Origin of the sequence: Bradyrhizobium sp. 137 (genome assembly GCF_023074095.1) — a bacterium.
Classification (GTDB): Bacteria; Pseudomonadota; Alphaproteobacteria; order Rhizobiales; family Xanthobacteraceae; genus Bradyrhizobium.
The window spans coordinates 74,948-96,663 of the sequence record NZ_JADPKU010000042.1; the positions used below are offsets into that span (position 1 = coordinate 74,948).

The 21,716-nt window shown below is 65.3% G+C and carries 20 protein-coding genes and 2 pseudogenes; 13 read left to right on the forward strand and 9 right to left on the reverse strand.

Features of this window, described 5'->3' with window-relative positions:
- Positions 1-35 precede the first annotated feature (35 nt).
- Positions 36-809 (forward strand): SDR family oxidoreductase, encoded by a 774-nt coding sequence (locus IVA78_RS08140; protein ID WP_247277014.1) that lies wholly within the window; start codon positions 36-38, stop codon positions 807-809.
- A gap of 71 nt (positions 810-880) precedes the next feature.
- Here the strand turns inward: IVA78_RS08140 and dprA are convergent, their stop codons facing one another.
- On the reverse strand, positions 881-2,023 hold the full coding sequence (gene dprA, locus IVA78_RS08145; protein WP_247277015.1) for a DNA-processing protein DprA: 1,143 nt from the start codon (positions 2,021-2,023) through the stop codon (positions 881-883).
- 91 nt (positions 2,024-2,114) lie between these two features.
- Between dprA and IVA78_RS08150 the strand changes: the two genes are divergently transcribed.
- Positions 2,115-3,359 carry an amidase gene (locus IVA78_RS08150; protein ID WP_247277016.1) on the forward strand — a complete coding sequence of 415 codons (1,245 nt, stop codon included), beginning with the start codon at positions 2,115-2,117 and terminating at the stop codon, positions 3,357-3,359.
- On the opposite strand, the gene IVA78_RS08155 is transcribed toward IVA78_RS08150, so the two are convergent.
- The 4 genes from IVA78_RS08155 to IVA78_RS08170 all read right to left on the reverse strand — a co-directional run bounded on the left by IVA78_RS08155 (position 3,351) and on the right by IVA78_RS08170 (position 7,679).
- Positions 3,351-4,565 carry a patatin-like phospholipase family protein gene (locus tag IVA78_RS08155; RefSeq protein WP_247277017.1) on the reverse strand — a complete coding sequence of 405 codons (1,215 nt, stop codon included), beginning with the start codon at positions 4,563-4,565 and terminating at the stop codon, positions 3,351-3,353. The two genes, IVA78_RS08150 and IVA78_RS08155, sit on opposite strands and share 9 nt — an antisense overlap.
- A 215-nt stretch (positions 4,566-4,780) precedes the next feature.
- On the reverse strand, positions 4,781-5,377 hold the full coding sequence (plsY, locus tag IVA78_RS08160) for a glycerol-3-phosphate 1-O-acyltransferase PlsY (protein WP_247277018.1): 597 nt from the start codon (positions 5,375-5,377) through the stop codon (positions 4,781-4,783).
- Positions 5,378-5,415: 38 nt separating this feature from the next.
- Positions 5,416-6,726 carry a dihydroorotase gene (locus tag IVA78_RS08165; RefSeq protein WP_247277182.1) on the reverse strand — a complete coding sequence of 437 codons (1,311 nt, stop codon included), beginning with the start codon at positions 6,724-6,726 and terminating at the stop codon, positions 5,416-5,418.
- A 5-nt stretch (positions 6,727-6,731) separates the two neighbouring features.
- Entirely contained in the window at positions 6,732-7,679 is a 948-nt protein-coding gene (locus tag IVA78_RS08170; RefSeq protein ID WP_247464991.1) for an aspartate carbamoyltransferase catalytic subunit, read from the reverse strand.
- Between the two features lie 222 nt (positions 7,680-7,901).
- Between IVA78_RS08170 and IVA78_RS08175 the strand changes: the two genes are divergently transcribed.
- The 3 genes from IVA78_RS08175 to IVA78_RS08185 are packed head-to-tail and all read left to right on the forward strand — an operon-like array spanning position 7,902 to position 11,069.
- Complete coding sequence (locus IVA78_RS08175) at positions 7,902-8,615, forward strand: M15 family metallopeptidase (RefSeq protein ID WP_247277183.1); 714 nt, start codon at positions 7,902-7,904, stop codon at positions 8,613-8,615.
- A gap of 22 nt (positions 8,616-8,637) precedes the next feature.
- On the forward strand, positions 8,638-10,281 hold the full coding sequence (locus tag IVA78_RS08180) for an acyl-CoA dehydrogenase family protein (protein WP_247277019.1): 1,644 nt from the start codon (positions 8,638-8,640) through the stop codon (positions 10,279-10,281).
- A 23-nt stretch (positions 10,282-10,304) separates the two neighbouring features.
- Positions 10,305-11,069 (forward strand): type II CAAX endopeptidase family protein, encoded by a 765-nt coding sequence (locus IVA78_RS08185; RefSeq protein WP_247277020.1) that lies wholly within the window; start codon positions 10,305-10,307, stop codon positions 11,067-11,069.
- Here the strand turns inward: IVA78_RS08185 and IVA78_RS08190 are convergent.
- Both IVA78_RS08190 and ruvX read right to left on the reverse strand, forming a co-directional pair.
- The gene (locus IVA78_RS08190; protein WP_247277021.1) at positions 11,066-11,989 is read right to left on the reverse strand and encodes an AEC family transporter; all 924 of its coding nucleotides are present in this window, start codon (positions 11,987-11,989) and stop codon (positions 11,066-11,068) included. The two genes, IVA78_RS08185 and IVA78_RS08190, sit on opposite strands and share 4 nt — an antisense overlap.
- A gap of 3 nt (positions 11,990-11,992) precedes the next feature.
- Positions 11,993-12,484 (reverse strand): Holliday junction resolvase RuvX, encoded by a 492-nt coding sequence (ruvX, locus tag IVA78_RS08195; protein WP_247277022.1) that lies wholly within the window; start codon positions 12,482-12,484, stop codon positions 11,993-11,995.
- 45 nt (positions 12,485-12,529) lie between these two features.
- Between ruvX and IVA78_RS08200 the strand changes: the two are divergent.
- A pseudogene (locus tag IVA78_RS08200) lies at positions 12,530-12,783 on the forward strand (hypothetical protein).
- A gap of 206 nt (positions 12,784-12,989) precedes the next feature.
- Here IVA78_RS08200 and IVA78_RS34540 read toward each other — a convergent pair.
- Positions 12,990-13,923, reverse strand: a pseudogene (locus tag IVA78_RS34540) (cyclase family protein).
- Positions 13,924-14,123: 200 nt separating this feature from the next.
- Positions 14,124-15,014, reverse strand: a complete 891-nt coding sequence (locus tag IVA78_RS08215) for a LysR family transcriptional regulator (RefSeq protein ID WP_247277025.1) — start codon at positions 15,012-15,014, stop codon at positions 14,124-14,126.
- Positions 15,015-15,110: 96 nt separating this feature from the next.
- Here IVA78_RS08215 and IVA78_RS08220 point away from each other — a divergent pair, with 96 nt between their 5' ends.
- From IVA78_RS08220 to gatB, 7 genes are all read left to right on the forward strand, one after another.
- Positions 15,111-16,118: a nitronate monooxygenase gene (locus IVA78_RS08220; protein ID WP_247277026.1), complete on the forward strand. Its 1,008-nt coding sequence runs from the start codon at positions 15,111-15,113 to the stop codon at positions 16,116-16,118.
- A 24-nt stretch (positions 16,119-16,142) separates the two neighbouring features.
- Complete coding sequence (locus tag IVA78_RS08225; RefSeq protein ID WP_247277027.1) at positions 16,143-17,219, forward strand: nitronate monooxygenase family protein; 1,077 nt, start codon at positions 16,143-16,145, stop codon at positions 17,217-17,219.
- A 77-nt stretch (positions 17,220-17,296) separates the two neighbouring features.
- A complete protein-coding gene (gatC, locus tag IVA78_RS08230; protein WP_247277028.1) occupies positions 17,297-17,584 on the forward strand; it encodes an Asp-tRNA(Asn)/Glu-tRNA(Gln) amidotransferase subunit GatC in 288 nt (95 codons plus the stop codon).
- Positions 17,585-17,602: 18 nt separating this feature from the next.
- Complete coding sequence (locus IVA78_RS08235) at positions 17,603-17,815, forward strand: hypothetical protein (RefSeq protein WP_247277029.1); 213 nt, start codon at positions 17,603-17,605, stop codon at positions 17,813-17,815.
- Positions 17,812-19,287, forward strand: a complete 1,476-nt coding sequence (gene gatA, locus IVA78_RS08240; protein ID WP_247420662.1) for an Asp-tRNA(Asn)/Glu-tRNA(Gln) amidotransferase subunit GatA — start codon at positions 17,812-17,814, stop codon at positions 19,285-19,287. The genes IVA78_RS08235 and gatA overlap by 4 nt, the downstream gene beginning before the upstream one ends.
- Entirely contained in the window at positions 19,278-19,580 is a 303-nt protein-coding gene (locus IVA78_RS08245) for a hypothetical protein (protein ID WP_247277031.1), read from the forward strand. The genes gatA and IVA78_RS08245 overlap by 10 nt, the downstream gene beginning before the upstream one ends.
- Positions 19,577-21,055 carry an Asp-tRNA(Asn)/Glu-tRNA(Gln) amidotransferase subunit GatB gene (gene gatB / locus IVA78_RS08250; RefSeq protein ID WP_247420665.1) on the forward strand — a complete coding sequence of 493 codons (1,479 nt, stop codon included), beginning with the start codon at positions 19,577-19,579 and terminating at the stop codon, positions 21,053-21,055. The genes IVA78_RS08245 and gatB overlap by 4 nt, the downstream gene beginning before the upstream one ends.
- Positions 21,056-21,716 lie beyond the last annotated feature (661 nt).

Below are 21,716 nucleotides of genomic sequence, written 5' to 3' on the forward strand. Positions count from 1 at the left end.
AACTTAGTTTCATAATGCAACTACTGGAGGCGAGCGTGAGATTGAAGAACAAGACGGCCCTGATTACCGGCGGCAACAGCGGCATTGGCCTTGCGACTGCAAAGCTGTTCGTGGCCGAGGGCGCCAAGGTGGTGATCACCGGCCGCAACAAGGGGACGCTGGAGGCCGCTGCGAAAGAGCTCGGGCCGAACGCGCTTGCGCTGGTTGCCGACGCCACCGACATCGCCGCGACGGAGGCCGCGATCAAGAAGGGCGCGGACAGGTTCGGCAAGTTCGACATCGCCTTCGCCAATGCCGGCATCGCCGGCGGCACGCCGCTCGGCTCAGCCACGCTTGAGGTCTTCGAGACCGTGATCCGCACGAACCTCACCGGCGTGTTCTTCACCGTTCAATCCGCGCTGCCCTACCTCAACGACAATGCCTCGATCATCCTCAACGGCTCGGTGATCTCCGTGCTCGGCATTCCCGGCTACTCGGCTTACGGTGCCGCGAAGGCCGGCGTTCGCGCGATGGCGCGGACCATGGCCTCGGAACTGTCGCCGCGCGGCATCCGCGTCAACGTGGTCGCGCCGGGCGCGATCCGCACACCGATCTGGGGACCTGCGGTGGCGACGCCCGAGGCTGAGAAGGCATTCGAGAGGCGCATCGCGCTGTCGACGCCGCTGGGGCGCATGGGCGAAACGGATCACGTTGCGAAGACCGTGCTGTTCCTCGCTTCCGATGATTCCGCGCATGTGCAGGGCCAGGAGATCTTCGTGGACGGCGGCGCGGTCGCATCTCCGAGCGGCGCGCCGATCTATCGGGGCTGATTGCTCAAGCGAACTCGATTCCCTCTGGCGCAACTCGGCTGTTGCGCCGGACGGTTCAGCGGCCGCGAGCCCTAGAGCAGCGACACCAATCCGCCGCCGTGCCGTTCGAGCCGGCCCGCGAGCTCGAGCTCCAACAGCACGGTGCGCACGATTGCGGGCGAGGCGCCGGACATCCGCACGAGATCGTCGATCGAGATCGGGGCAGGCCCGAGCAGGGCGGTGATCTGGTCGCGGTCGTGGCCTTGCGGATCGCGATCGAACGGCTCGCTGTCGGGCTCGCCTGCGGGATGCATCAGCGGCCGCTCCATGATCGGCTGCACCGCGTTGATGATGTCGGCGGCCTCGGTGACGAGGGTTGCGCCCTGCTTGATCAGATCGTTGGTGCCGGCGGCGCGCGGATCGAGCGGCGAGCCGGGCACGGCGAATACCTCACGGCCCTGTTCGGCCGCCATGCGCGCGGTGATCAGCGAGCCCGAGCGGTGCGCCGCTTCCACCACGACCACGCCGAGCGAGGCACCGGAGATCAGTCGGTTGCGGCGGGGAAAGTCGCGGGCGCGCGGCTCGTGGCCGAGCGGCATTTCGGAGATTGCCGCGCCCTCATGGTCGAGGATCGCTGCGAGCAAATCGGCATGTTCGGGCGGATAGATGCAATCATGCCCGCCGGCGAGCACGGCGATCGTGCCGCCTTCGACGCTCGTGCGATGCGCGGCCTGGTCGACGCCGCGGGCGAGACCCGAGATGACGACAAAACCGGCTTCGCCGAGCTCGCGCGCAAGCTGGCCGGCAAACTTCAGCCCGGCGCCGGAAGCATTGCGCGAGCCGACGATCGCGATCATCGGCCGCATCAAGCTTTTCGTGTCGCCGCGCACGGCGAGCAAAGGCGGTGCATCGTCGAGCGTTGCGAGCCGCGCCGGATAGCCGTCTTCACCGGGCGCGAGCCAGGCGATGCCGAACTTGCGGCTTGCGGCGAGCTCGGCCTTGGCTTCGTCGGCGCTACAGATGCGCCCCGACCGTGCCGCGCCGCCGCGGCGCGCCAGATCCGGCAGCCGCTCCAGCGCGGCGCGCGCGGTGCCGAAATGGTCGACCAGCGAACGGAAGGTGCGCGGCCCGACATTGTCGGAGCGGATCAGCCGCAGGCGGTCGATCCGCTCAGATTCGGTCAGCTCCACGCTTGGATTGATGGCGTCCACGGCGTCTCCTTGCAGGCACAGCATGGAACAACCTGAGGGCGTTGCGCAACAGTGACGTGCGCTTGCGCGACCGCGCCCCGATGCTAAAAGCGATGCCAATAAGAAGGATTTTGCCATGATCTCACTCGCCGACCTCCAGCGCCGCATCGAAGCGGGGGAGCTGTCGCCCGATTCCGCGATCGCGCAATCGCATTCGGCGATCGAGGCCAAGGAGAAGGACGTCCGCGCCTTCGTTCGCCACGACAAGGCTGCGAAGGCGCAAAGCGCCGGTCCGCTGCGCGGCATCGCGGTCGGGATCAAGGACATCATCGATACCGCCGATTTCCCGACCGAGATGGGCTCGGAGATCTATCGCGGGTGGCAGCCGCGCTCGGATGCGCCCGTCGTGATGATGCTGAAGCGGGCCGGGGCCACCATCATCGGCAAAACCACGACCACGGCGTTCGCCTCGCGCGATCCCACCCCGACGCGCAATCCGCATAATCTCGGCCATTCGCCGGGCGGCTCATCCTCCGGTTCGGCGGCAGCCGTCGGCGCCGGCATGATCCCGCTGGCGCTGGGCACCCAGACCGGTGGCTCGGTGATCCGTCCCGCCGCCTATTGCGGGACCGCTGCGATCAAGCCGTCGTTCCGCATGCTGCCGACGGTCGGTGTGAAGTGCTACTCGTGGGCACTGGATACCGTCGGCCTGTTCGGCGCGCGCGTGGAAGATCTCGCGCGCGGGCTGTTGGCGATGACGGGGCGCGGCGAATTCTCCGGCATTGCCGCCGCGACGTCGCCGCGCATCGGCGTGGTCAGGCAGGAATTCGCCGGCGCAGTGGAGCCGGCGGCCGAAGAGGGGCTGCAAGCCGCGATCAAGACGGCGACGCGCGCCGGCGCCAGCGTCCAGACCATCGATCTGCCCGAAGCGGTGCAGGAGGCCTGGCGCATCCATCCGATCATTCAGGATTTCGAGGCGCATCGCGCGCTGGCCTGGGAGTTTTCCGAACGCCACGACGAGATCGCGCCGATGCTGCGTGCCAGTCTCGATGCGACGGTTGGCCTGACGCCGAAGGACTATGACGAAGCGCGGCGGATCAGCCGCCGCGGCCGCCGTGAACTCGGCGAGCTGTTCGAAGGCGTCGACGTGCTCCTGACCTATTCCGCGCCGGGCACCGCGCCCGCCAAGGAGCTCGCGACCACGGGCGATCCCCGTTACAACAGGCTCTGGACCCTGATGGGCAATCCTTGCGTCAATGTGCCGGTGCTGAAGGTCGGCGGCCTGCCGATCGGCGTGCAGGTGATCGCGCGTTTCGGCAACGATCCGCGCGCACTTGCGGCGGCCTGGTTCCTGGAGGAGGCGCTGGCGAAATCAGGCTAGCGCAGGTTCGGGGGCAGCAATGCGATGGCCGGATGCAGCCGGCGCTGCGCTGTTATCTGCACCTTGCTTCAGCCAGCGCTCGGCGGCCTCGCGGCCGCTCCGGTGCAGCAGGCGAATGAAGCCGCGGCCGAGATCGGTGGATGAGCGCTGCGCCAGCCCGTCAACGGAATCTTCTGCCGCGATCCTGGTGAGCCGCAGCGACGGCGCGGCTTGCGACTGCGCCCATTCGATCGCGGCGATCTCGGCATTGAGGGCGGCGTTGGCCGCGATCTGGTCGAGCCGGCGGTCGATCGCGGCGAGTGTGATCGGTACGTAGCTGTCGCGCGCCGGCGTGACCTGGACGAGCAGCACATCGGCGGTCGTCGCGTCCTGCGCCAGGCGCAGCAGCGGCGGGTTGCCGCCAAGGCCGCCGTCCCAATAGGCTTCGCCGTCGATCTCGACGGCGCAGTGGACGAGCGGCGGGCAGGTCGAGGCCAGCGCGACGTCGGTGGTGATTGCCTCGTTGCGGAAGATCTGCTGCTGGCCGTCGCGGATCCGCGTCGCTGCGATCAGAAGCTTCGGGCAGTTCGGATGGCGCAGAGCGGCGAAATCGATGTCGCGCGACAGCGCCTGCCGCAGCGGATCGAGATCGAACGGATCAAAGTGACCGGAGCGCAGCGTCGGCCCGAACGCGACCGAGCTTCCCGCCGGCGAGAAGCCGCCGACCAGCATCAGTGCGCGGAACGAAGCTTCGTGCATCAGCCGGAGCCAGAACCGATTCAGCCGGGCGCGGGCGCCTTCGCGGCCACCTTCGGCAAAGCCGGAGCCGAGCAGCAGCGCGTTAATGGCGCCGGCGCTGGCGCCGCTGATGGTATCGATCGCGATGTCAGGCTCTTCCAGCAGCCGCTCGAGCACGCCCCAGGTGAAGGCCGCAAAAGTGCCGCCGCCCTGCAGCGCCAGCGAGAGTTTTCGCGGCGGCCATTGGGCGGAATGTGCACGCGCGGTGACGACCGGTAGAGTCTTCCTCACCACGATATCGAGTGGAGCGTCGGCTTTCGCGAGGGGCTCAGGCTGCGGCGCCTGCGATGAAATGGGCGCAGGCGTGTCGACAGGCGGCGAGGGCGCATCGGACCAGATATTGGTCATCGAAAGCAGTCGGCTCGCTGCGGTGCCGGAAGCACCCCGCGAACCAACCCCGTCATGCGCGCCGACAATCTTCTCGCTCATTCTGAGCAACCGCCATCATTTCCACTGTCGGGATGACAGGCTGTCAGGATGACAGGCTCGGGACCCGCTTGCCAATACAACCGTGATTCGGCCGCAAGTTGCGAACAGGATTTTGGCATATAATGCAGAAGGGCCGTTTCGGTATCCGTAGATGCCCGGCTTTGGATTCTTGTTCTGACGCGTTTTCTTGACGCGAACCGGCATCCACTTCGGCTCTAGGCCTTCTCGCCGATCCGGCTTTCCTTGCCCGCTTGCAAGCGCTTGATGTTCTCGCGGTGCGCGTAGAACAGCAGCAGCGTCAGCACTGCTGACAAAGCAGACAATGCCAGGTGCCCGAACCACCACAGGAACATCGGCGTGATGAACGCCGCCACCAGCGCCGACAGCGAGGAATAGCGGGTGGTGAAGGCGGTCGCCAGCCAGAGCAGGCAGAACACGACGGCGCCAGGCCAGAACAGGCCGAGCAGGATGCCGATGTAGACGGCCACGCCCTTGCCGCCTTTGAACTTGAGCCAGACCGGGAAGAGATGGCCGAGGAACGCGCCGAGCCCGGCCACCATGGCGGCATTGGGACCTGCGAGGTAGCCGGCGATCACCACGGCCACGGTGCCCTTGAGCGCGTCGAACAGCAGGGTGCCCGCGGCAAGGCTCTTGCGTCCCGTGCGCAGCACATTGGTGGCGCCGATGCTGCCTGAGCCGATCGAGCGGATATCCTGCGTGCCCGCGAGCTTGGTGAGAATCAGCCCGAACGGGATTGAGCCGAGGAGATAGCCGATGACGAAGGCCACCGGCAGGAATGCTTCAAGCCCCATGGCGGCATCTCCAAAGACTGGGTCTCCGTGCCGAACGATCACCCATGTCCGACATACTCGTAGACCGTCCGACCGCCGACAATGGTGCGCACGACGCGGCCTGTAAAGCGGGCCTCATCAAACGGGGTATTCTTACAGGGCGATTTCAGGTCGGCCGGATCGACCACCCACGGCGTATCGGGGTCGATCACAATGACGTCCGCCGGGCTGCCGACGCGCAACGTTCCGCCTGGTAGCCCGAGCAGCTCGGCCGGCCGCGTCGACATTGCGCGGATCAGCGTCTTCAGTTCCATCTCGCCATTATGCACGAGGCGGAGGCCCGCCGGCAGCATGGTCTCGAGCCCGACGGCGCCGGGGGCGGCTTCCGCGAACGGCAAGCGCTTGACCTCGACGTCCTGCGGATTGTGGTCGGACATGATGACGTCGAGAAGCCCGGAGGCGAGCGCCGCCACGACCGCGCGGCGGTCGTCCTCGGTCCGGAGGGGCGGCGACAGTTTCAGGAACGAACGGTAGGGCCCGATGTCGTTCTCGTTCAGCGCCAGATGATTGATCGAGACCGAGGCGCTGACGGCGAGCCCGGCGTCGCGGGCGCGCTCGAGGATCTCCAGGGAGTCAATGCAGGTCAGCGACGCCGCGTGGTAGCGGCCGCCGGTGAGTGCAACGAGTCGTAAGTCGCGCTCCAGCATGACGGCTTCGGCGGCATTCGGGATGCCCATCAGGCCGAGCCGGGTCGCGAACTCGCCCTCGTTCATCACGCCTTCGCCCACGAGGTTGGGATCCTCGGTGTGATGCACGATCAGCGCGTCGAAGTCGCGGGCGTAGGTCAGCGCGCGTCGCATCACCTGGGCGTTGGTCACGCTTCGGTCGCCGTCGCTGAAGGCGACCGCGCCGGCGGCCTTCAAGAGGCCGAACTCGGTCATCTCCTCGCCGAGCATGCCCTTGGTCAGCGCCGCCATCGGCTGGATATTGACGATCGCGGTGTCGCGGGCTCTGCGCATCACGAAGTCCACCGTCGCCGAATTGTCGATGACCGGCGAGGTGGCGGGCTGGCAGATGATGGTGGTGATGCCGCCGGTCGCGGCGGCCTGGCTCGCCGAGGCAAAGGTCTCGCGGTGGCTGAGACCGGGCTCGCCGACGAAGGCGCGCAAGTCGATCAGGCCTGGCGCGACGATCTTGCCGGAGCAGTTGATGATGTCGGTGCCTTCAGGCACGCCGGCTGCGCCAATGCCGCGGCGGGTCTCGCGGATGGTGCCGTCGGCAATGAGGACGTCCCCGATGCCGTCGAAATCCCTAGAGGGGTCGACGACGCGGGCGTTGGCGAGCAGGATGGGGCGGCGGTCGGTCAGCATCGGCATCACGCGTTCGGCAGGTTGCGGGCGAGCGCTTCCAGCACGGCCATGCGCACGGCGACGCCCATCTCCACCTGTTCGCGGATCAGGGACTGGGCGCCGTCGGCCACGATCGAGTCGATCTCCACGCCGCGGTTCATGGGACCGGGATGCATCACCAATGCATCCGGCTTGGCGTAGGCGAGCTTCTTCTGGTCGAGCCCGAAGTAGTGGAAATATTCCGATGACGAGGGCACGAACGAGCCGTTCATGCGCTCGCGCTGGAGCCGCAGCATCATGACGATGTCGGCGCCTTCCAGGCCCTCGCGCATGTCGCGCGCGACCTCGACTCCCATCCGCTCGATGCCGGGCGGCAGCAGCGTGGAAGGGCCGACGACGCGGACGCGGGCGCCCATGGTGTTGAGCAGGATGATGTTGGAGCGGGCGACGCGCGAATGCAGCACGTCGCCGCAGATCGCGACCACGAGGCCTTCGATCCGCCCCTTGTTGCGCCGGATGGTGAGCGCGTCGAGCAGCGCTTGGGTCGGGTGCTCATGCGCGCCGTCGCCGGCATTGATCACGGAACCGTCGACCTTGCGCGCGAGCAGTTCCACCGCGCCCGAGGCGTGATGGCGCACCACCAGGATGTCCGGGTGCATCGCGTTCAAAGTCACCGCGGTGTCGATCAGGGTTTCGCCCTTGCGGATCGAGGACGAGGACACCGACATGTTCATGACGTCGGCGCCTAAGCGCTTGCCGGCTAGCTCGAACGAGGACTGGGTTCGGGTGGAAGCCTCGAAGAAGAGGTTCACCTGCGTCCGTCCACGTAGGACGGTGCGCTTCTTGTCAACCCGGCGGTTGAGCTCGACATATTCTTCGGACAGGTCGAGGAGGCCGGTAATGTCGGCCGCGGAAAGGCCCTCAATGCCCAGCAAATGCCGGTGGCCGAGGACGAAGGTCGATTTCGATGTCATTAAAAGCAGAGCTATAGGGGGCGACGGCGGGGGGAGCAAGGGGCAAAGATGGGGAAGTGAGTTATCCCCTGATCTGTCACCCGCTCAGTCATTCCGGGATGGCGCGTAAGCGCCAGATCCGGAATCTCGAGATTCCGGGTTCGGCTCTTCGAGCCGCCCCGGAATGACGAAGGATGGGACGGCATCGTGAAACCACTTCTTGGTGCACTTATATCGATCATCATGAGCTCATCCGCCCGCGCCCAATCGCTGCCCGGCGGCTTCGTGTACCTGCGCGACGTCGACCCCCGCATCATCCAGGACATCCGCTATGCCACCTCGAACAATTTCGTCGGCCGGCCGCTCGCCGGGTATGGCGCCGGCGAATGCGTGGTGAAGCGCGAGGTCGGGTTGCGGCTGAAGGCGGTTCAGGAGGAACTGGCCGCGCAAAATCTCTCGCTCAAGATGTTCGACTGCTACCGGCCGGCACGGGCCTCGCTCGACATGGTGAAGTGGTCGCAGAACGGCCCCGAGCGCGCCGCCGGGCGGCGCTACAATCCGAAGATTCCCAAGACCGAGCTATTTCGGCTCGGCTACATCGCGAGCCGCTCGCAGCATTCGACCGGGGCGGCACTCGATCTCACTTTGGTCGATCTCAAGGCCGACAATTCCGCCAAATACGACCCATCAAAGGCCTATGCCGATTGCACGGCGCCAGCCGAGGCGCGGGCGCCGGAGGGCAGCGTCGACATGGGCACTGGTTACGACTGTACCGACGCGAAGGGGCATACTGCGGCACCGTCGATCAATGCGGAGCAGCGCGCCTGGCGCAAGCGGCTGGTGGCTGCGATGGCCAGGCAAGGCTTTGTGAACTATTCGAAGGAGTGGTGGCATTTTTCGCTGCCGGGGGCGGGTGGGGCGGCCTATGATTTCCCGATCAAGCCGCGGCGGAACTAAGGTCCGGTTCGAGGAGGCGCATATGACCCGGCCGAGCTTTGCGACCCACGAGGTCTTCAACCAGTCGCCGCCGTTCGAGGACGTCGACCTGTTCGCGGCCGACCGTCCGCTGGTCGATGCGGTGAGGGCCAATGGCGGCGCGGCGGCGGAACGGGAGCTGTCGGAGTTCGGCAGGCACTGGGGCTCGGCCGCGATGGCCGATCGCGGACGCGTCGCGAACGAGAACACGCCGAAGCTGCGCAGCTTCGATGCCAAGGGCAATCGCCGCGACCAGGTCGAGTTTCATCCGGCCTATCACGAGCTGATGGCGCACAGCGCGCATGCGGGCGTGCACAATTCGACGTGGACGGCGGATGGAAAGCCCGCTGGCGATGCGGCGGAGGTCATCCGCGCCGCAAAATTCTATATCGCCGCCCAGGTCGAGACCGGTCATCTCTGCCCGATCACGATGACACGAGCCTCTGTGGCCGCGCTGGCGATGCAGCCCGATCTGCTCGCGCGCGTGATGCCGGTGCTGTCAACGAGGAGTTATGATCCCAGCTTCGTACCGTGGTGGCAAAAGCGCGGCATGACGCTCGGCATGGGCATGACCGAGAAGCAGGGCGGCACCGACGTGCGCGCCAACATGACGCGCGCCGTACGCGACGGGGATGCCTATCGCATCACCGGCCACAAATGGTTCATGTCAGCGCCGATGTGCGATGCGTTCCTGGTACTGGCGCAGGCAGACGCGGGCCTAACCTGCTTCTTCATGCCGCGCTTTGCGCCGGACGGCTCGGTGAACGCGATCCAGTTCCAGCGGCTGAAGGACAAGCTCGGCAACCGCTCCAACGCCTCCTCCGAGGTCGAGTTCGTCGGTGCCTATGCAGAAAGGGTCGGCGAGGAGGGCAAGGGCATCCGCACCATCATCCAGATGGTGCAGCTGACGCGCCAGGATTGCGCGATCGCCTCTGTCGGCCTGATGCGTTCGGGGCTCGCGCATGCGCTGCATCACGCCCGTCACCGCAGCGTGTTCCAGAAGCATCTCGCCGATCAGCCCTTGATGCAGGCCGTGCTGTCAGACATGGCGCTGCATGTCGAGGCGAGCACCGCCCTGGTGATGCGGCTCTGCCGCGCCTTCGACCGCACGCCGCACGCTGCGGCGGAGGCCGCCTATATGCGGCTGCTGACGCCCGCGATCAAATATTGGACCTGCAAGAGCGCGCCGCCGTTCCTCTACGAGGCGATGGAGTGCCTCGGCGGCAACGGGTATGTCGAGGACGGCATTTTGGCGCGTCATTATCGCGAGTCTCCGGTCAACGCGATCTGGGAAGGCTCGGGCAACGTCATGTGCCTCGACGTGCTCCGCGCGCTCTCGCGCGAGCCGGAGGCGGCGATGGCCGTGCTGCAATCGCTTGCGGCCGAAACAAAAGGACTGCCCGGAGCGGGTGAGGCCGCCGCGTTCATCGGCAAGACCTTTCGCCGTGCCGACGGCGAGCGCGTCGCGCGGCTGCCAGTCGAGAAGCTGGCATTGCTCGCCGCGGCTGCGGCGCTGGGTGGCGTGTCACCGCGCAATGCCGAATTGTTCGCCGCAACGCGCCTTGCTGCCAATCACGCCAGCATGTACGGCGCCGTGGAGTTGGAGAGCGCCGACGTGTGCGCGCTGCTGGAGCGAGCGCTGCCGTGAGTCTCCCAAACGAAAGCCTTTTGATGGATTCCCTCAATCCCGACCATCCGCCGCTCACCATGACGCCTGCGACGCCGCGGGTCTGGATGTTCTGGAGCACCGCACTGTGGGGTCTCCTCATCTTCCTCGCGATGTTCGTCGGGCAGATCGGCGCGATCGTTCTGCTGGTAGCGCAGCGTGGTCTGCCCATGGATCTCGCCTCGCTGCAAGTCGTCGGCCATGAGCCCCAGGCGCTTGCGCTGTCAGTGGCCATGGGCCTGCCGTCGACGCTGGCCGTGGTCTGGCTTGCCATTCGCATCAAGAAGGCGTCCTTCGTGGATTATCTCGCGCTGCATTGGCCGTCCTGGAAGCAGCTGCTGTTCGGCGCGGTCGGCCTGGTCCTGATCGTGTTGGCCTGGGAGACAATGTCGCGCGCGCTCGGCCGCGAGGCGACGCCGGGCTTCATGACAGATTTGTTGAAATCAGGTCGCGACAAGGGCGCCGCAATGGTGCTGCTGTTTGCCTTCAGTGTGGCGGCGCCCATGTCGGAAGAAGTGTTGGCGCGGGGCTTCCTCTATCGCGGCTGGTCTGCGAGCTTCTTGCGCGTGCCCGGCGCGATCATCCTGTCGTCGCTGGTGTGGACAATCGTGCACCTGCAATACGACATGTATTTTCTCGCCGAGGTTTTCACCATCGGCCTGTGGTTTGGCTACATGCGCTACCGTGCCAATTCGCTCTGGCTCACGGTCGTGTTGCATGCGCTCAACAATCTGACCGCAGTGGTGCTGACGATGTGGTTGGCAAGTTAGGCGGCCAGCGCGATCGCGACCGGCATCGTGATGGCCGCAAAAATCGTTTGCAGCGTGATGATCTGCGCCAGCAGCGGCGCGTCGCCGCCCATCTGGCGGGCCAAGACATAGGCGCTGGGCGAGGTCGGCACCGCCGCGCAGATCGCGACGATCGCGAGGCTGTCGCCGGAGAGCCCGAACCAGGCGCCGAGCCCCAGCGCGAGCGCGGGCATCAGCGCGAGCTTGAAAACGACGCCGGTGGCCGCGCCGAGGCTCGGGCGCAAGAGACCTTCGAGATGCAGGCCGGCACCGGTGACCAGCAGGCCGATCGCCAGCGAGGAGCGGCTCAGCGCATCCGCCACCTCGTGCCAGAGTTTCGGCAGCGGCAGGTGCGTCAGATTGACGGCAAGGCCGATCACGCAGGCCCAGATCAGGGGATTACGAACCACCGTCATGACGATGGCGCGTGCGGACTGCTTTTCGGGGGCGGCGTAATGGGCGAGCACCACGACGCTCAACACGTTGACCAGGGGAATGATCGCGACCATCGCTACGGAGGCGAGCGCCAGCCCGACGTCGCCGAACATATTGGCTGCGACCGACAGTCCGACGAAGGTCTGCCAGCGCGTTGCGCCCTGAAAAATCGAGGTGAAGGCGGGGCCGTCGATGCCGAGCCGGGTAAGGGCGGGGCGCAGTGCAAGGCACAAGAGTGACATCGCGAGCGCTGACAGCAGCAGCGCGCCGCCGACCCCGGCGACCGGTACCTTGGAGAGGTCCGCCTTCACCAGCGTCTGGATCAGCAGCATCGGAAACAGCACGAAGTAGGTCAGCCGCTCCAACCCTTGCCACTGCGCATCGAGCCGCATCAGGCTGCGCTTCAGCACGACACCGAGCACGATGAGGATGAAGACCGGCAGCAGCGCCGCGATCACGACGGCCATGAATCAGTCCGTCCCCGGGCCAGCGCGAAGATTGGCAAGGCGGTCGAGCGCGCCTTGCAGGATGAAGATCGCCGCGTGCTCGTCGATCACCTCGGCGCGCTTGGCGCGGCTGACGTCCATGCCGATCAGCTCGCGCTCGACTGCCGCCGTCGAGAGGCGCTCGTCCCAGAGGCCGATGGGGAGCGCGGTCAGGCCGGCAAGATTGCGGGCGAAGGCACGGGTGGATTGCGCGCGCGGGCCCTCGCTGCCGTCCATGTTGATGGGCAGGCCGAGCACGAAACCGGCTGCCCTGCGTTCAGCCGCGATGGCGAGCAGCCGGGCGGCATCCTGCTTGAACGCCTTGCGCTGGATCGTCTCGACGCCGGTAGCCAACCGCCGGTCGGGATCGGACACGGCAACGCCGATGGTTTTCGTGCCTAAGTCAAGCCCGACCAGCGCGCCGCGCGCGGGCCAGTGTGTTGCAGCATCGACGAGAGGCAGGATAAGAGCCGGCATGGCTTAGCGCATATCACGCGTCGCGCTGCGGAGTGAACCCTGGACATGGATGCAGTGACACTATTCGGCTTGCCGTGACGGCGATGCTGGTCTGCTATGCATTGGAAGACCGCAGCCATTGGTTCGTGCCGCTGTTCGCGGCGTGCTGCGCACTCGGCTCGGCCTATGGCTTCTTGCAGGGCGCTTGGCCGTTCGGGCTCGTCGAGGCGATCTGGACTCTCGTGGCGCTGCGGCGGTGGCACCGGAAGGGCCAGCGACGGAGGCTCGTCTTCGGACCCACCCGAAGAGAGCCTTTCTAAATCGGCCGGGCCGCGAAACCGACGCGGCGTTCGGGTGAGGGTAGCGGTGCGCTCTACAGAGACGCTGAAGGACCCTCACCCGGCTTCGGCCAAAACGCGAGGAGATTAGGATGAATTGCCATCGCGCTTTGGGTTTTTGTTGAGCATGATCTCTTCGGAAAACCGCCGCAACTTTTCCGGATCATGCTCTAGGCCCGTTACAGGCGTCAGCGGATCGCGATCGGATTGATCATCGCCTGTACGCCGCCGGTCCAGCGCGGCTGGCCAAGTACGAACAGGAATTCGTAGCCCTTGTCCCGGGCAAGCGCAGCCGTGTCCATGTTCTCCAGGATGTAGGTCCCGTTCATCGCGAGCAGGATCTGGTGTACCTCAAACACGTTCTTGGATTCGAACGGCAGCACCTCGAGACCCCAGGTGTCGGCGCCAACCGCGACGACGCCCTTGCCGGTCAGGTACTTCGCACCCTCGACACCGAGGCCGGGCTCGGCGGCCGAATAGCGTTTATCGTCCTTGCCGATCAGGCTGAGCCAGCCGGTGTGGAAGATGACGACGTCGCCCTGACGGATTTCGACGTTCTGCTGCTTGGCGGCCTCCTCGATCTCCTTGACGTTGAAGGCGGTGCCTTCCTTCACCACGTCGGTCTTGAAATAAGCGGCCATGTCGAGCAGGACGCCACGGGTGACCATCGGCGGCACCTTCTCGATGCCGAGCTTCTTCAACCCGTTAGGATCGGCGAAATCGGCGAGCTTGTTGCCGTTGTAAGACGTGCTCGATGCCGAGATGGCCGAGCCCGTCGAGCTGGCTGCCGATGCCGACCCAGGTGTCGAGGATGTCGTCGTTATAGGTCGCCTTGTTAGGACCGAGACCCGGGCTGCCGGCTTGTCCGGGCTGCACAATGGTCAGCTTGAACGCGCGCGGCGGATAGGCTGGTGTCTGCGGCGTGACGGGAATGCCGAGGGCATAGGTCTTGCCGGTCTTCACCAGTGAGGCGGCTTTCACCACGAGTTCGGGTGTCATGTAGTTGGCGGCGCCGATCTCGTCGTTCGGACCCCATTTTGATTTGGTCCAGTCCTGTGCACTTGCAGTTCCTGTTATCGCCGACAACGCAGCGACACAGCACAACACGAGGGTATTGCGCATTGATAGTCCTCCCGATGTTTTGGCTTCGTTATGGTTTCGCGCCGGCCAGTGACGCATCGTAACGCAGAACAGTCGGACGCTTCAAACTTTTCGACGTATTGCGCTGCGACGGCCGAGCACGGCATCCGCAGGGCACGACGAATTCAGGTGCGACAGAGTTGTGACAGCGAATTTCGCGCGGTGGAACGAATTGCGCCGCGTCAGGCCGCGATGACGTCGTCATCCTTCGTCAGGCACGCGGCAAAACCGGAGAGCGCGCTGGTTTGGTGTCCGGCGCAGCGCTGGATGAAAAGCGTTTCGGCGCGGGCGTGCGAGGCGCCCAGCGCGTGGATCGACACGCTTCCGTTCATCGCGCTGCGTTCGACCACAATGCGCGGCAGCAGCGTCACGCCCATGTCGGCAGCGACGCAGCCGATCATGCCATCCAGCGTGCCGAGCTCGAAGCGCGCCGCCGACGGCCAGCCGAACTCGACGAACACCTGCTCGAGCCGTTGGCGGTAGGTGCAGCCGGTGCGGAACACCAGCGCCGTCGGGCCGGGCTCCGGCGTGCCGGCGCGCAGCTCGGCCAACGAAGCCCAGCGCCGCGCGCTGACCAGCACCAGCTCTTCGCGGAAGGCGCTCGTCGCAATGAGCTCGGCATGCGCGATGGGACCCGCGACGAAGGCGCCGTCGAGCGAGCCGTCGAGCACGGCGGCGACGAGGTCTGCGGTCGGCGCGGTGCGCAGAGAAAGGCGCACGGCAGGAAAACGGCGGTGGAAATCCGCCAGCACGGGCGGCAGCCGCACGGCCGCGGTGGTCTCCATCGATCCAATCGCGAGCGGTCCCTTCGGCTCACCGTCATCTTGCGCGGCGAGCACGGCTTCACGCGAGAGCGCCGCCATTTTTTGCGCATAGGGCAGGAGGCGTTTGCCGGCACCGGTCAGCGTCATGCCGCGGCTGTGACGTTCGAACAGCGGCGTGCCGATCTCGGCTTCCAGCGCCTTGACGCGCTGCGTGACGTTGGACTGCACGGTATTGAGCTCTTCGGCGGCGCGCGTGATGCCGCCGGTACGGGCGACCACGGCAAAGGTCTGGAGATCACTGAGTTCCATGGCATCGTTCCGCATTTGAGATGGCAGCGTTCTCTAGAATTCAATTTTAGAGAATGCTATTCGCGGCTAGTGTTCCTGTCCAGAGTGGGAGGACGCATGCCGATCGCCACGCCACTGACCGAGCTTCTGGGGATCAAGCATCCCATTCTGTCGGCTCCCATGGACACCATTGCAGGCAGCCGGTTGATCCGTGCCGTCAGCGGTGCCGGCGGCTTCGGAATCTTGGGTGGTGGCTACGGCGACCGGGCCCGGCTGGAGGCCGAAACCAAGGAGCTGAAGGGTCTTGCGCCGTTCGGTGTCGGCTTCATCACCTGGAGCCTGGCAAAACAGCCGGAGCTCCTCGACATTGCGTTGGACGCCCAGCCGCAGGCCATCATGCTGTCGTTTGGCGATCCCGCGCCGTTCGCGCCGCGCATCAAGGCGGGCGGCGCGCGATTGATCTGCCAGGTGCAGAGTGAGGACATGGCGAAGCAGGCGCTCGATGCTGGCGCGGACATCCTGATCGCACAGGGTACCGAGGCTGGCGGCCATGGCGCATCGCGCACTACGATCGACATCGTGCCTGCGATCGTCGATCTCGCGGCAGGGCGCGTGCCGGTCGTTGCGGCCGGCGGTATCGCGGATGGCCGTGGTCTCGCTGCAATGTTGATGCTGGGCGCATCCGGCGTGCTGATCGGCACGCGCTTTTATGCGAGCGTGGAGGCCAATGGCGCGGAGGAAGCGAAGCGGCGCATTCGTGACGCCGACAGCAATAATACCGTGCGCGGCGTCGTCTTCGACTGGTCGCGAAATCTGTTCTGGCCGGCGCCGTTCACCGCGCGCTCGCTGGTCAATGATCACATCAAGCGCTGGACCGGCCGCGAGATCGAGTTGATGCAGCGCGCAAGCGAGGTCGCCGTGGAGTATGCTGCGGCGAAGGCCGCGGGCAATTTCGAGATCGCGGCGGTTTTTGCCGGCGAGGCGGTCGGACTGATCCATGACATTCCGTCCGCCGCGGAGATCGTCGAGCGGATTGCGCTTGAGGCGGAGCAGTTGCTGGAGGGCCGGCGGAATTCGATAGTCGCGGCGCAGAATTCTTCACCCTCCCCCTCCAGGGGAGGGTAAGCAAAAACGAGAAAGAGACACACCATGTGGCCTGACCGTCGACTGATCGATCTCTTCAAGATCGAATTCCCGATCGTGCTAGCGCCGATGGCGGGCGTGATGGATACAGAGCTGGTGATTGCGGCCGCGCGGGGCGGGGCGCTGGGGTCGCTGCCTTGCGCGATGATCTCGCCGGAGAAGGCGCGCGAGCAGGTTGGTCTCATCCGCCAGAGCGTGAAGGCGCCGGTCAATCTGAACTTTTTCTGCCACACGCCGGTCGAACTCACGACCGAGGCCGAGGCACGCTGGAAGCAGCGGCTCGCGGGCTATTACACCGAGCACGGTCTTGATCCGGCGGCGCCGATCGCTGCGGCGAACCGTGCGCCGTTCGACGCGGCCTTCTGTGAGGTCGTCGAGGAGCTGAAGCCGGAAGTCGTCAGCTTTCACTTCGGCTTGCCGGAGCAAACTCTGCTCAAGCGTGTGAAGGCAGCCGGCTGCCTCGTGATCTCATCGGCCACCACGGTGAAGGAAGCGGTCTGGCTCGAGCAGCGCGGCGTCGACGCCATCATCGCGCAAGGCGCGGAGGCGGGCGGTCATCGCGGCATGTTCCTGACCGACAAGATCGCGGAGCAGCCCGGCACCTTTGCGCTGGTGCCGCAGGTCGTCGATGCCGTGAAGGTGCCGGTGATCGCCTGCGGCGGTATTGCGGATGGGCGCGGCATTGCCGCGGCCTTTGCGCTCGGTGCATCCGGTGTGCAGATCGGCAGCGCCTATCTGCGCTGTCCTGAATCCAAGGTCACGGCGGGAGGCCGCAAGGCCCTCGCCGAGGCGGGCGACGAATCCACTGTCATCACCAATGTCATGACCGGTCGTCCGGCGCGCGGTGTCCAGAACCGGCTGATGCGCGAGGCTGGCCCGATCTCGCCGGATGCACCTCCCTTTCCCCATGCTGCGACCGCGCTCGGGCCCCTGAAAGCGGCTGCCGAAAAGCAGGGGAGGGTGGATTTCACCAATCTCTGGGCTGGGCAGGCCGTGGCCCTCGGCCGGGACGTCCCCGCGGCCGAATTGACCCGCGATCTCGCCAAATCGGCGCTAGCTCGCATGAAAGCGCTCGCTGGATAGGTGGGAAGCGCCGGTTGCGGCGCAAAACCGGCCTCTGCTATACGGCACATAGGTTTTGCCGTGAGAGGCCTTATATAATGTCCGTCGACGCCACGACCGTCCGCCGCATCGCGCATCTGGCGCGCATTGCGGTTTCCGAGGACGAGGTTCCGCATTTGCAGGGCGAACTCAACGCCATGCTCGCCTTCGTCGAGCAGCTCTCGGAGGTCAATGTCGAGGGCGTGGAGCCGATGACCTCGGTCACGCCGATGCAGATGAAGAAACGGCAGGACGTCGTCACGGACGGCGGGATCGCCGATGATATCGTTGCCAACGCGCCCGCGACCGAAGGTCACTTTTTCCAGGTGCCGAAGGTCGTCGAGTAACTTTTAGGACGTGGTCCGATGTGTCTGCTTTGCGACGATGAGAAGGCCTATCAGGCCTACATGACCTATCTCGACAAGATGGAGCGGCAGGGCAAGGCTGCCGATCCCGACGTCGCCGTCAATGCCGTGCTCGACGAGATCGAGGCCGCCGCAAAAGCAGCCGCCAAAAAAGACGACCCGGCCAACGACAAGACCCTGTCTCCGTTCTTCTGTAGCCCGATCAATAAATGACCGATTTGACATCGCTGACGCTCGCCGCGGCCCGCAAGGGTCTCGCCGACAAGACTTTCACGTCGCTCGAGCTGACCGATGCGCATCTTTCCGCGATCGAAGCTGCGCGCGTGCTCAATGCCTTCGTCATGGAGACGCCGGACCAGGCGCGCAGCATGGCGCGCGAGGCGGACGCCAGAATCGCCAGGGGCGACGCCGGTCCGCTCGCCGGCATCCCGCTCGGGATCAAGGATCTGTTCGCGACCAAGGGCGTGCGCACCACAGCGTGCTCGAAGATCCTCGACAATTTCGTGCCGACCTACGAATCGACCGTGACGTCGCAGCTCTGGCGCGACGGCGCGGTGTTGCTCGGCAAGCTCAACAATGACGAGTTCGCGATGGGTTCGTCGAACGAGACCTCGTGCTTCGGCCCGGTCGGCAATCCCTGGCGGCGCGACGGTTCGAACGCAACGCTGGTGCCGGGCGGCTCGTCCGGCGGTTCGGCCTCGGCCGTAGCGGCGCTGCTCTGCATGGGCGCGACCGCGACCGACACCGGCGGCTCGATCCGCCAGCCGGCCGCGTTCACCGCGACCGTCGGCATCAAGCCGACCTATGGCCGCTGCTCGCGCTGGGGCATCGTCGCCTTTGCCTCCTCGCTCGACCAGGCCGGCCCGATCGCGCGCAGTGTGCGCGATGCCGCGATGCTGCTGCGCTCGATGGCCGGGCACGATCCGAAGGATACGACCTCGGTCGACATCCCCGTGCCGGACTACGAGGCTGCGATCGGCAAGTCCGTGAAGGGCATGAAGATCGGCATCCCCAGGGAGTATCGTCTCGACGGCATGCCGGCCGAGATCGAGAAACTCTGGAGCGCGGGCGCGGACTGGCTCAGGAGCGCCGGCGCCGAGCTTGTCGAGGTGTCGCTGCCGCACACCAAATATGCGCTGCCGGCCTATTACATCGTGGCGCCGGCAGAGGCGTCCTCCAACCTCGCGCGCTATGACGGTGTGCGCTACGGCCTGCGCGAGCAGGGCAGGAACATCATCGAGCTGTACGAAAACACCCGGGCCGAGGGCTTTGGCGCAGAGGTGAAGCGCCGCGTCATGATCGGCACCTATGTGCTCTCGGCCGGCTATTACGACGCCTATTACCTGCGGGCGCAAAAAGTACGTACGCTGATCAAGAAGGACTTCGAGGACTGCTTCACCAAAGGCGTGGATGCCATCCTGACGCCGGCGACGCCGTCGGCTGCCTTTGGCATCGGCGAGAAGGGCGGCGCCGATCCGGTCGAGATGTACCTCAACGACATCTTCACGGTGACCGTGAACATGGCGGGCCTGCCCGGCATCGCCGTGCCCGCCGGCAAGGACGCGCAGGGCCTGCCGCTCGGCTTGCAACTGATCGGCCGTCCCTTCGACGAAGAGACGCTGTTCTCGCTCGGCGAGGTGATCGAGCAGGCTGCCGGCCGCTTCAGGCCCGCGAGGTGGTGGTGAATGTCGCCGCGTTCATCGCGAGCCTTGACGGCGCGGCGCCTGCGCCGGAATTGAACGCGTCGCTCGCCGGCCTCTGGTGGGCGGCCAAGGGCGACTGGGAGCGCGCACACAGAATAGTCCAGGACGAGAGCAGCCGCGAGGCGGCGTGGGTGCATGCGTATCTGCACCGCGTCGAAGGTGATCTCGGCAATGCTGGCTACTGGTACCGCCAGGCCGGTCAGCCCGCGGCAAAGGATTCATTGGAAGCAGAGTGGGAGCGGATCGCTGCCACGCTGCTTGGGAGCAAGACATGAGCACGGCCACGCACAAGCTTCTCAAGGGCGCCACCGGCGATTGGGAGATGGTCATCGGCATGGAGATCCATGCCCAGGTGATCTCGAACTCAAAACTGTTCTCGGGCGCCTCGACCACATTCGGCGGGGAGCCGAACAGCCACGTGTCGCTGGTCGACGCCGCGATGCCGGGCATGCTGCCCGTCATCAACGAAGAATGCGTCAGGCAGGCTGTCCGGACCGGGCTTGGCCTCAACGCAAAGATCAATCTGCGTTCGGTGTTTGACCGCAAGAACTATTTCTATCCGGACTCGCCGCAAGGCTACCAGATCAGCCAATACAAATCGCCGGTGGTGGGTGAGGGCGAGGTGCTGATCGAGCTCGACGGCGGCCGCAGCGTCACCATCGGCATCGAGCGGCTGCATCTGGAGCAGGATGCAGGCAAATTGCTGCATGACCAGTCGCCAAGCATGTCCTTTGTCGATCTCAACCGCTGCGGCGTGGCGCTGATGGAGATCGTCTCCAAGCCCGACATCCGCGATGCCGAGCAGGCCAAGGCCTATGTGACCAAGCTGCGCTCGATCCTGCGCTATCTCGGCACCTGCGACGGCGACATGGAGAAGGGAAGCTTGCGTGCCGATGTCAACGTCTCGGTACGCCGGCCCGGCGGTCCGCTCGGCACCCGCTGCGAGATCAAGAACATGAACTCGATCAACTTCATCGGTCAGGCGATCGAGTACGAGGCGCGGCGTCAGATCGAGATCTTGGAAGACGGCGGCGCGATCGAGCAGGAGACGCGGCTCTATGACCCCAATAAGGGCGAGACACGCTCGATGCGGTCCAAGGAAGAGGCGCATGACTACCGCTACTTCCCCGATCCCGACCTGCTGCCGCTGGAGTTCAGCCAGGAGTTCGTCGACGATCTGAAGGCGAAGCTGCCCGAGCTGCCGGACAAGAAGAAGATGCGCTTCGTCGCCGACTTCGGCCTGTCGGCCTATGACGCGAGCGTGCTGGTCGCCGAGCGCGAGAGCGCGGTGTTCTACGAGACGGTGCTCGACAAGCTCGCCAACCGCGCGCGCGACGCCAAGATGGCGGCGAACTGGGTGATCAATGAGCTGTTCGGCCGTCTCAACAAGGAAGGCCGGGATATTACGGGCTCTCCCGTCAACGCCGAGCAACTCGCCGCGATCATCGACCTGATCGGCGAGGGCACGATCTCAGGCAAGATCGCCAAGGATCTGTTCGAGATCGTCTGGCAGGAGGGCGGCGACCCCCGCGCGCTGGTGGAAAGCCGCGGCATGAAGCAGGTCACCGACCTCTCGGCGATCGAAAAGGTGGTTGACGACATCATCGCGGCCAATCCCGACAAGGCCGCGCAGGTCAAGGACAAGCCGCAGTCGCTCGGCTGGTTCGTCGGCCAGGTGATGAAGGCGTCGGGCGGCAAGGCCAACCCGCAGAGCGTCAACGACCTGCTCAAGTCCAAGCTCGGCGTCTAGCCTCGCGCATTCGAACGAGGTGACGAGTACGCTTCGTCACCTCGTTGTCGGCTCTCGGTGCGGCGCTCGCGCGCATCCTCGGCGGCAGAACTTCATCGCATCGACAGCGATGCGGCGACCGAATCGCAGGCACGCGATTCGCGCAAAACGGCGGTTTGCACACGATCAGGCGGGCCTTCGTGCCGTTAAGCATGAAAATTTTTTCGTTGCCAAAACTCGCGACTCAGAGTCCGCGAAACGCCTTCGCGCGGCAATCGTGGGATCGAAGAGGCACGTCATCACATCGATCATGCGCGATGCATGTGTGCAGAAAAATACTTTCTGCATAGTGTTTTTCTGCAATCGCATCTGTTGCAGACGCCGACGATGCGCCCACTCTCTGCGATCGCAAGCACATGTAATGCAGTGCGCTTGCGCCGCGCTCGCCAAGCGCACGCGCGTTGCGTCGTCAACACTTCTTTAAGCGAGACGCTGTTTTTTTCTTCGTGTTGGTGTATTCGGGATGAGTGCATTCGATCCCCGAGTGCACGCAGCGATTAAAGCCATCTCACACATCGGAGGGTAACATGGCCAAGAAAGCGAAGAAGGCGAAGAAGGCGAAGAGCGCAGTGAAGAAGACTGCGAAGAAGACCCGCAAGGTCGCGAAGAAGAAGAAGTAACT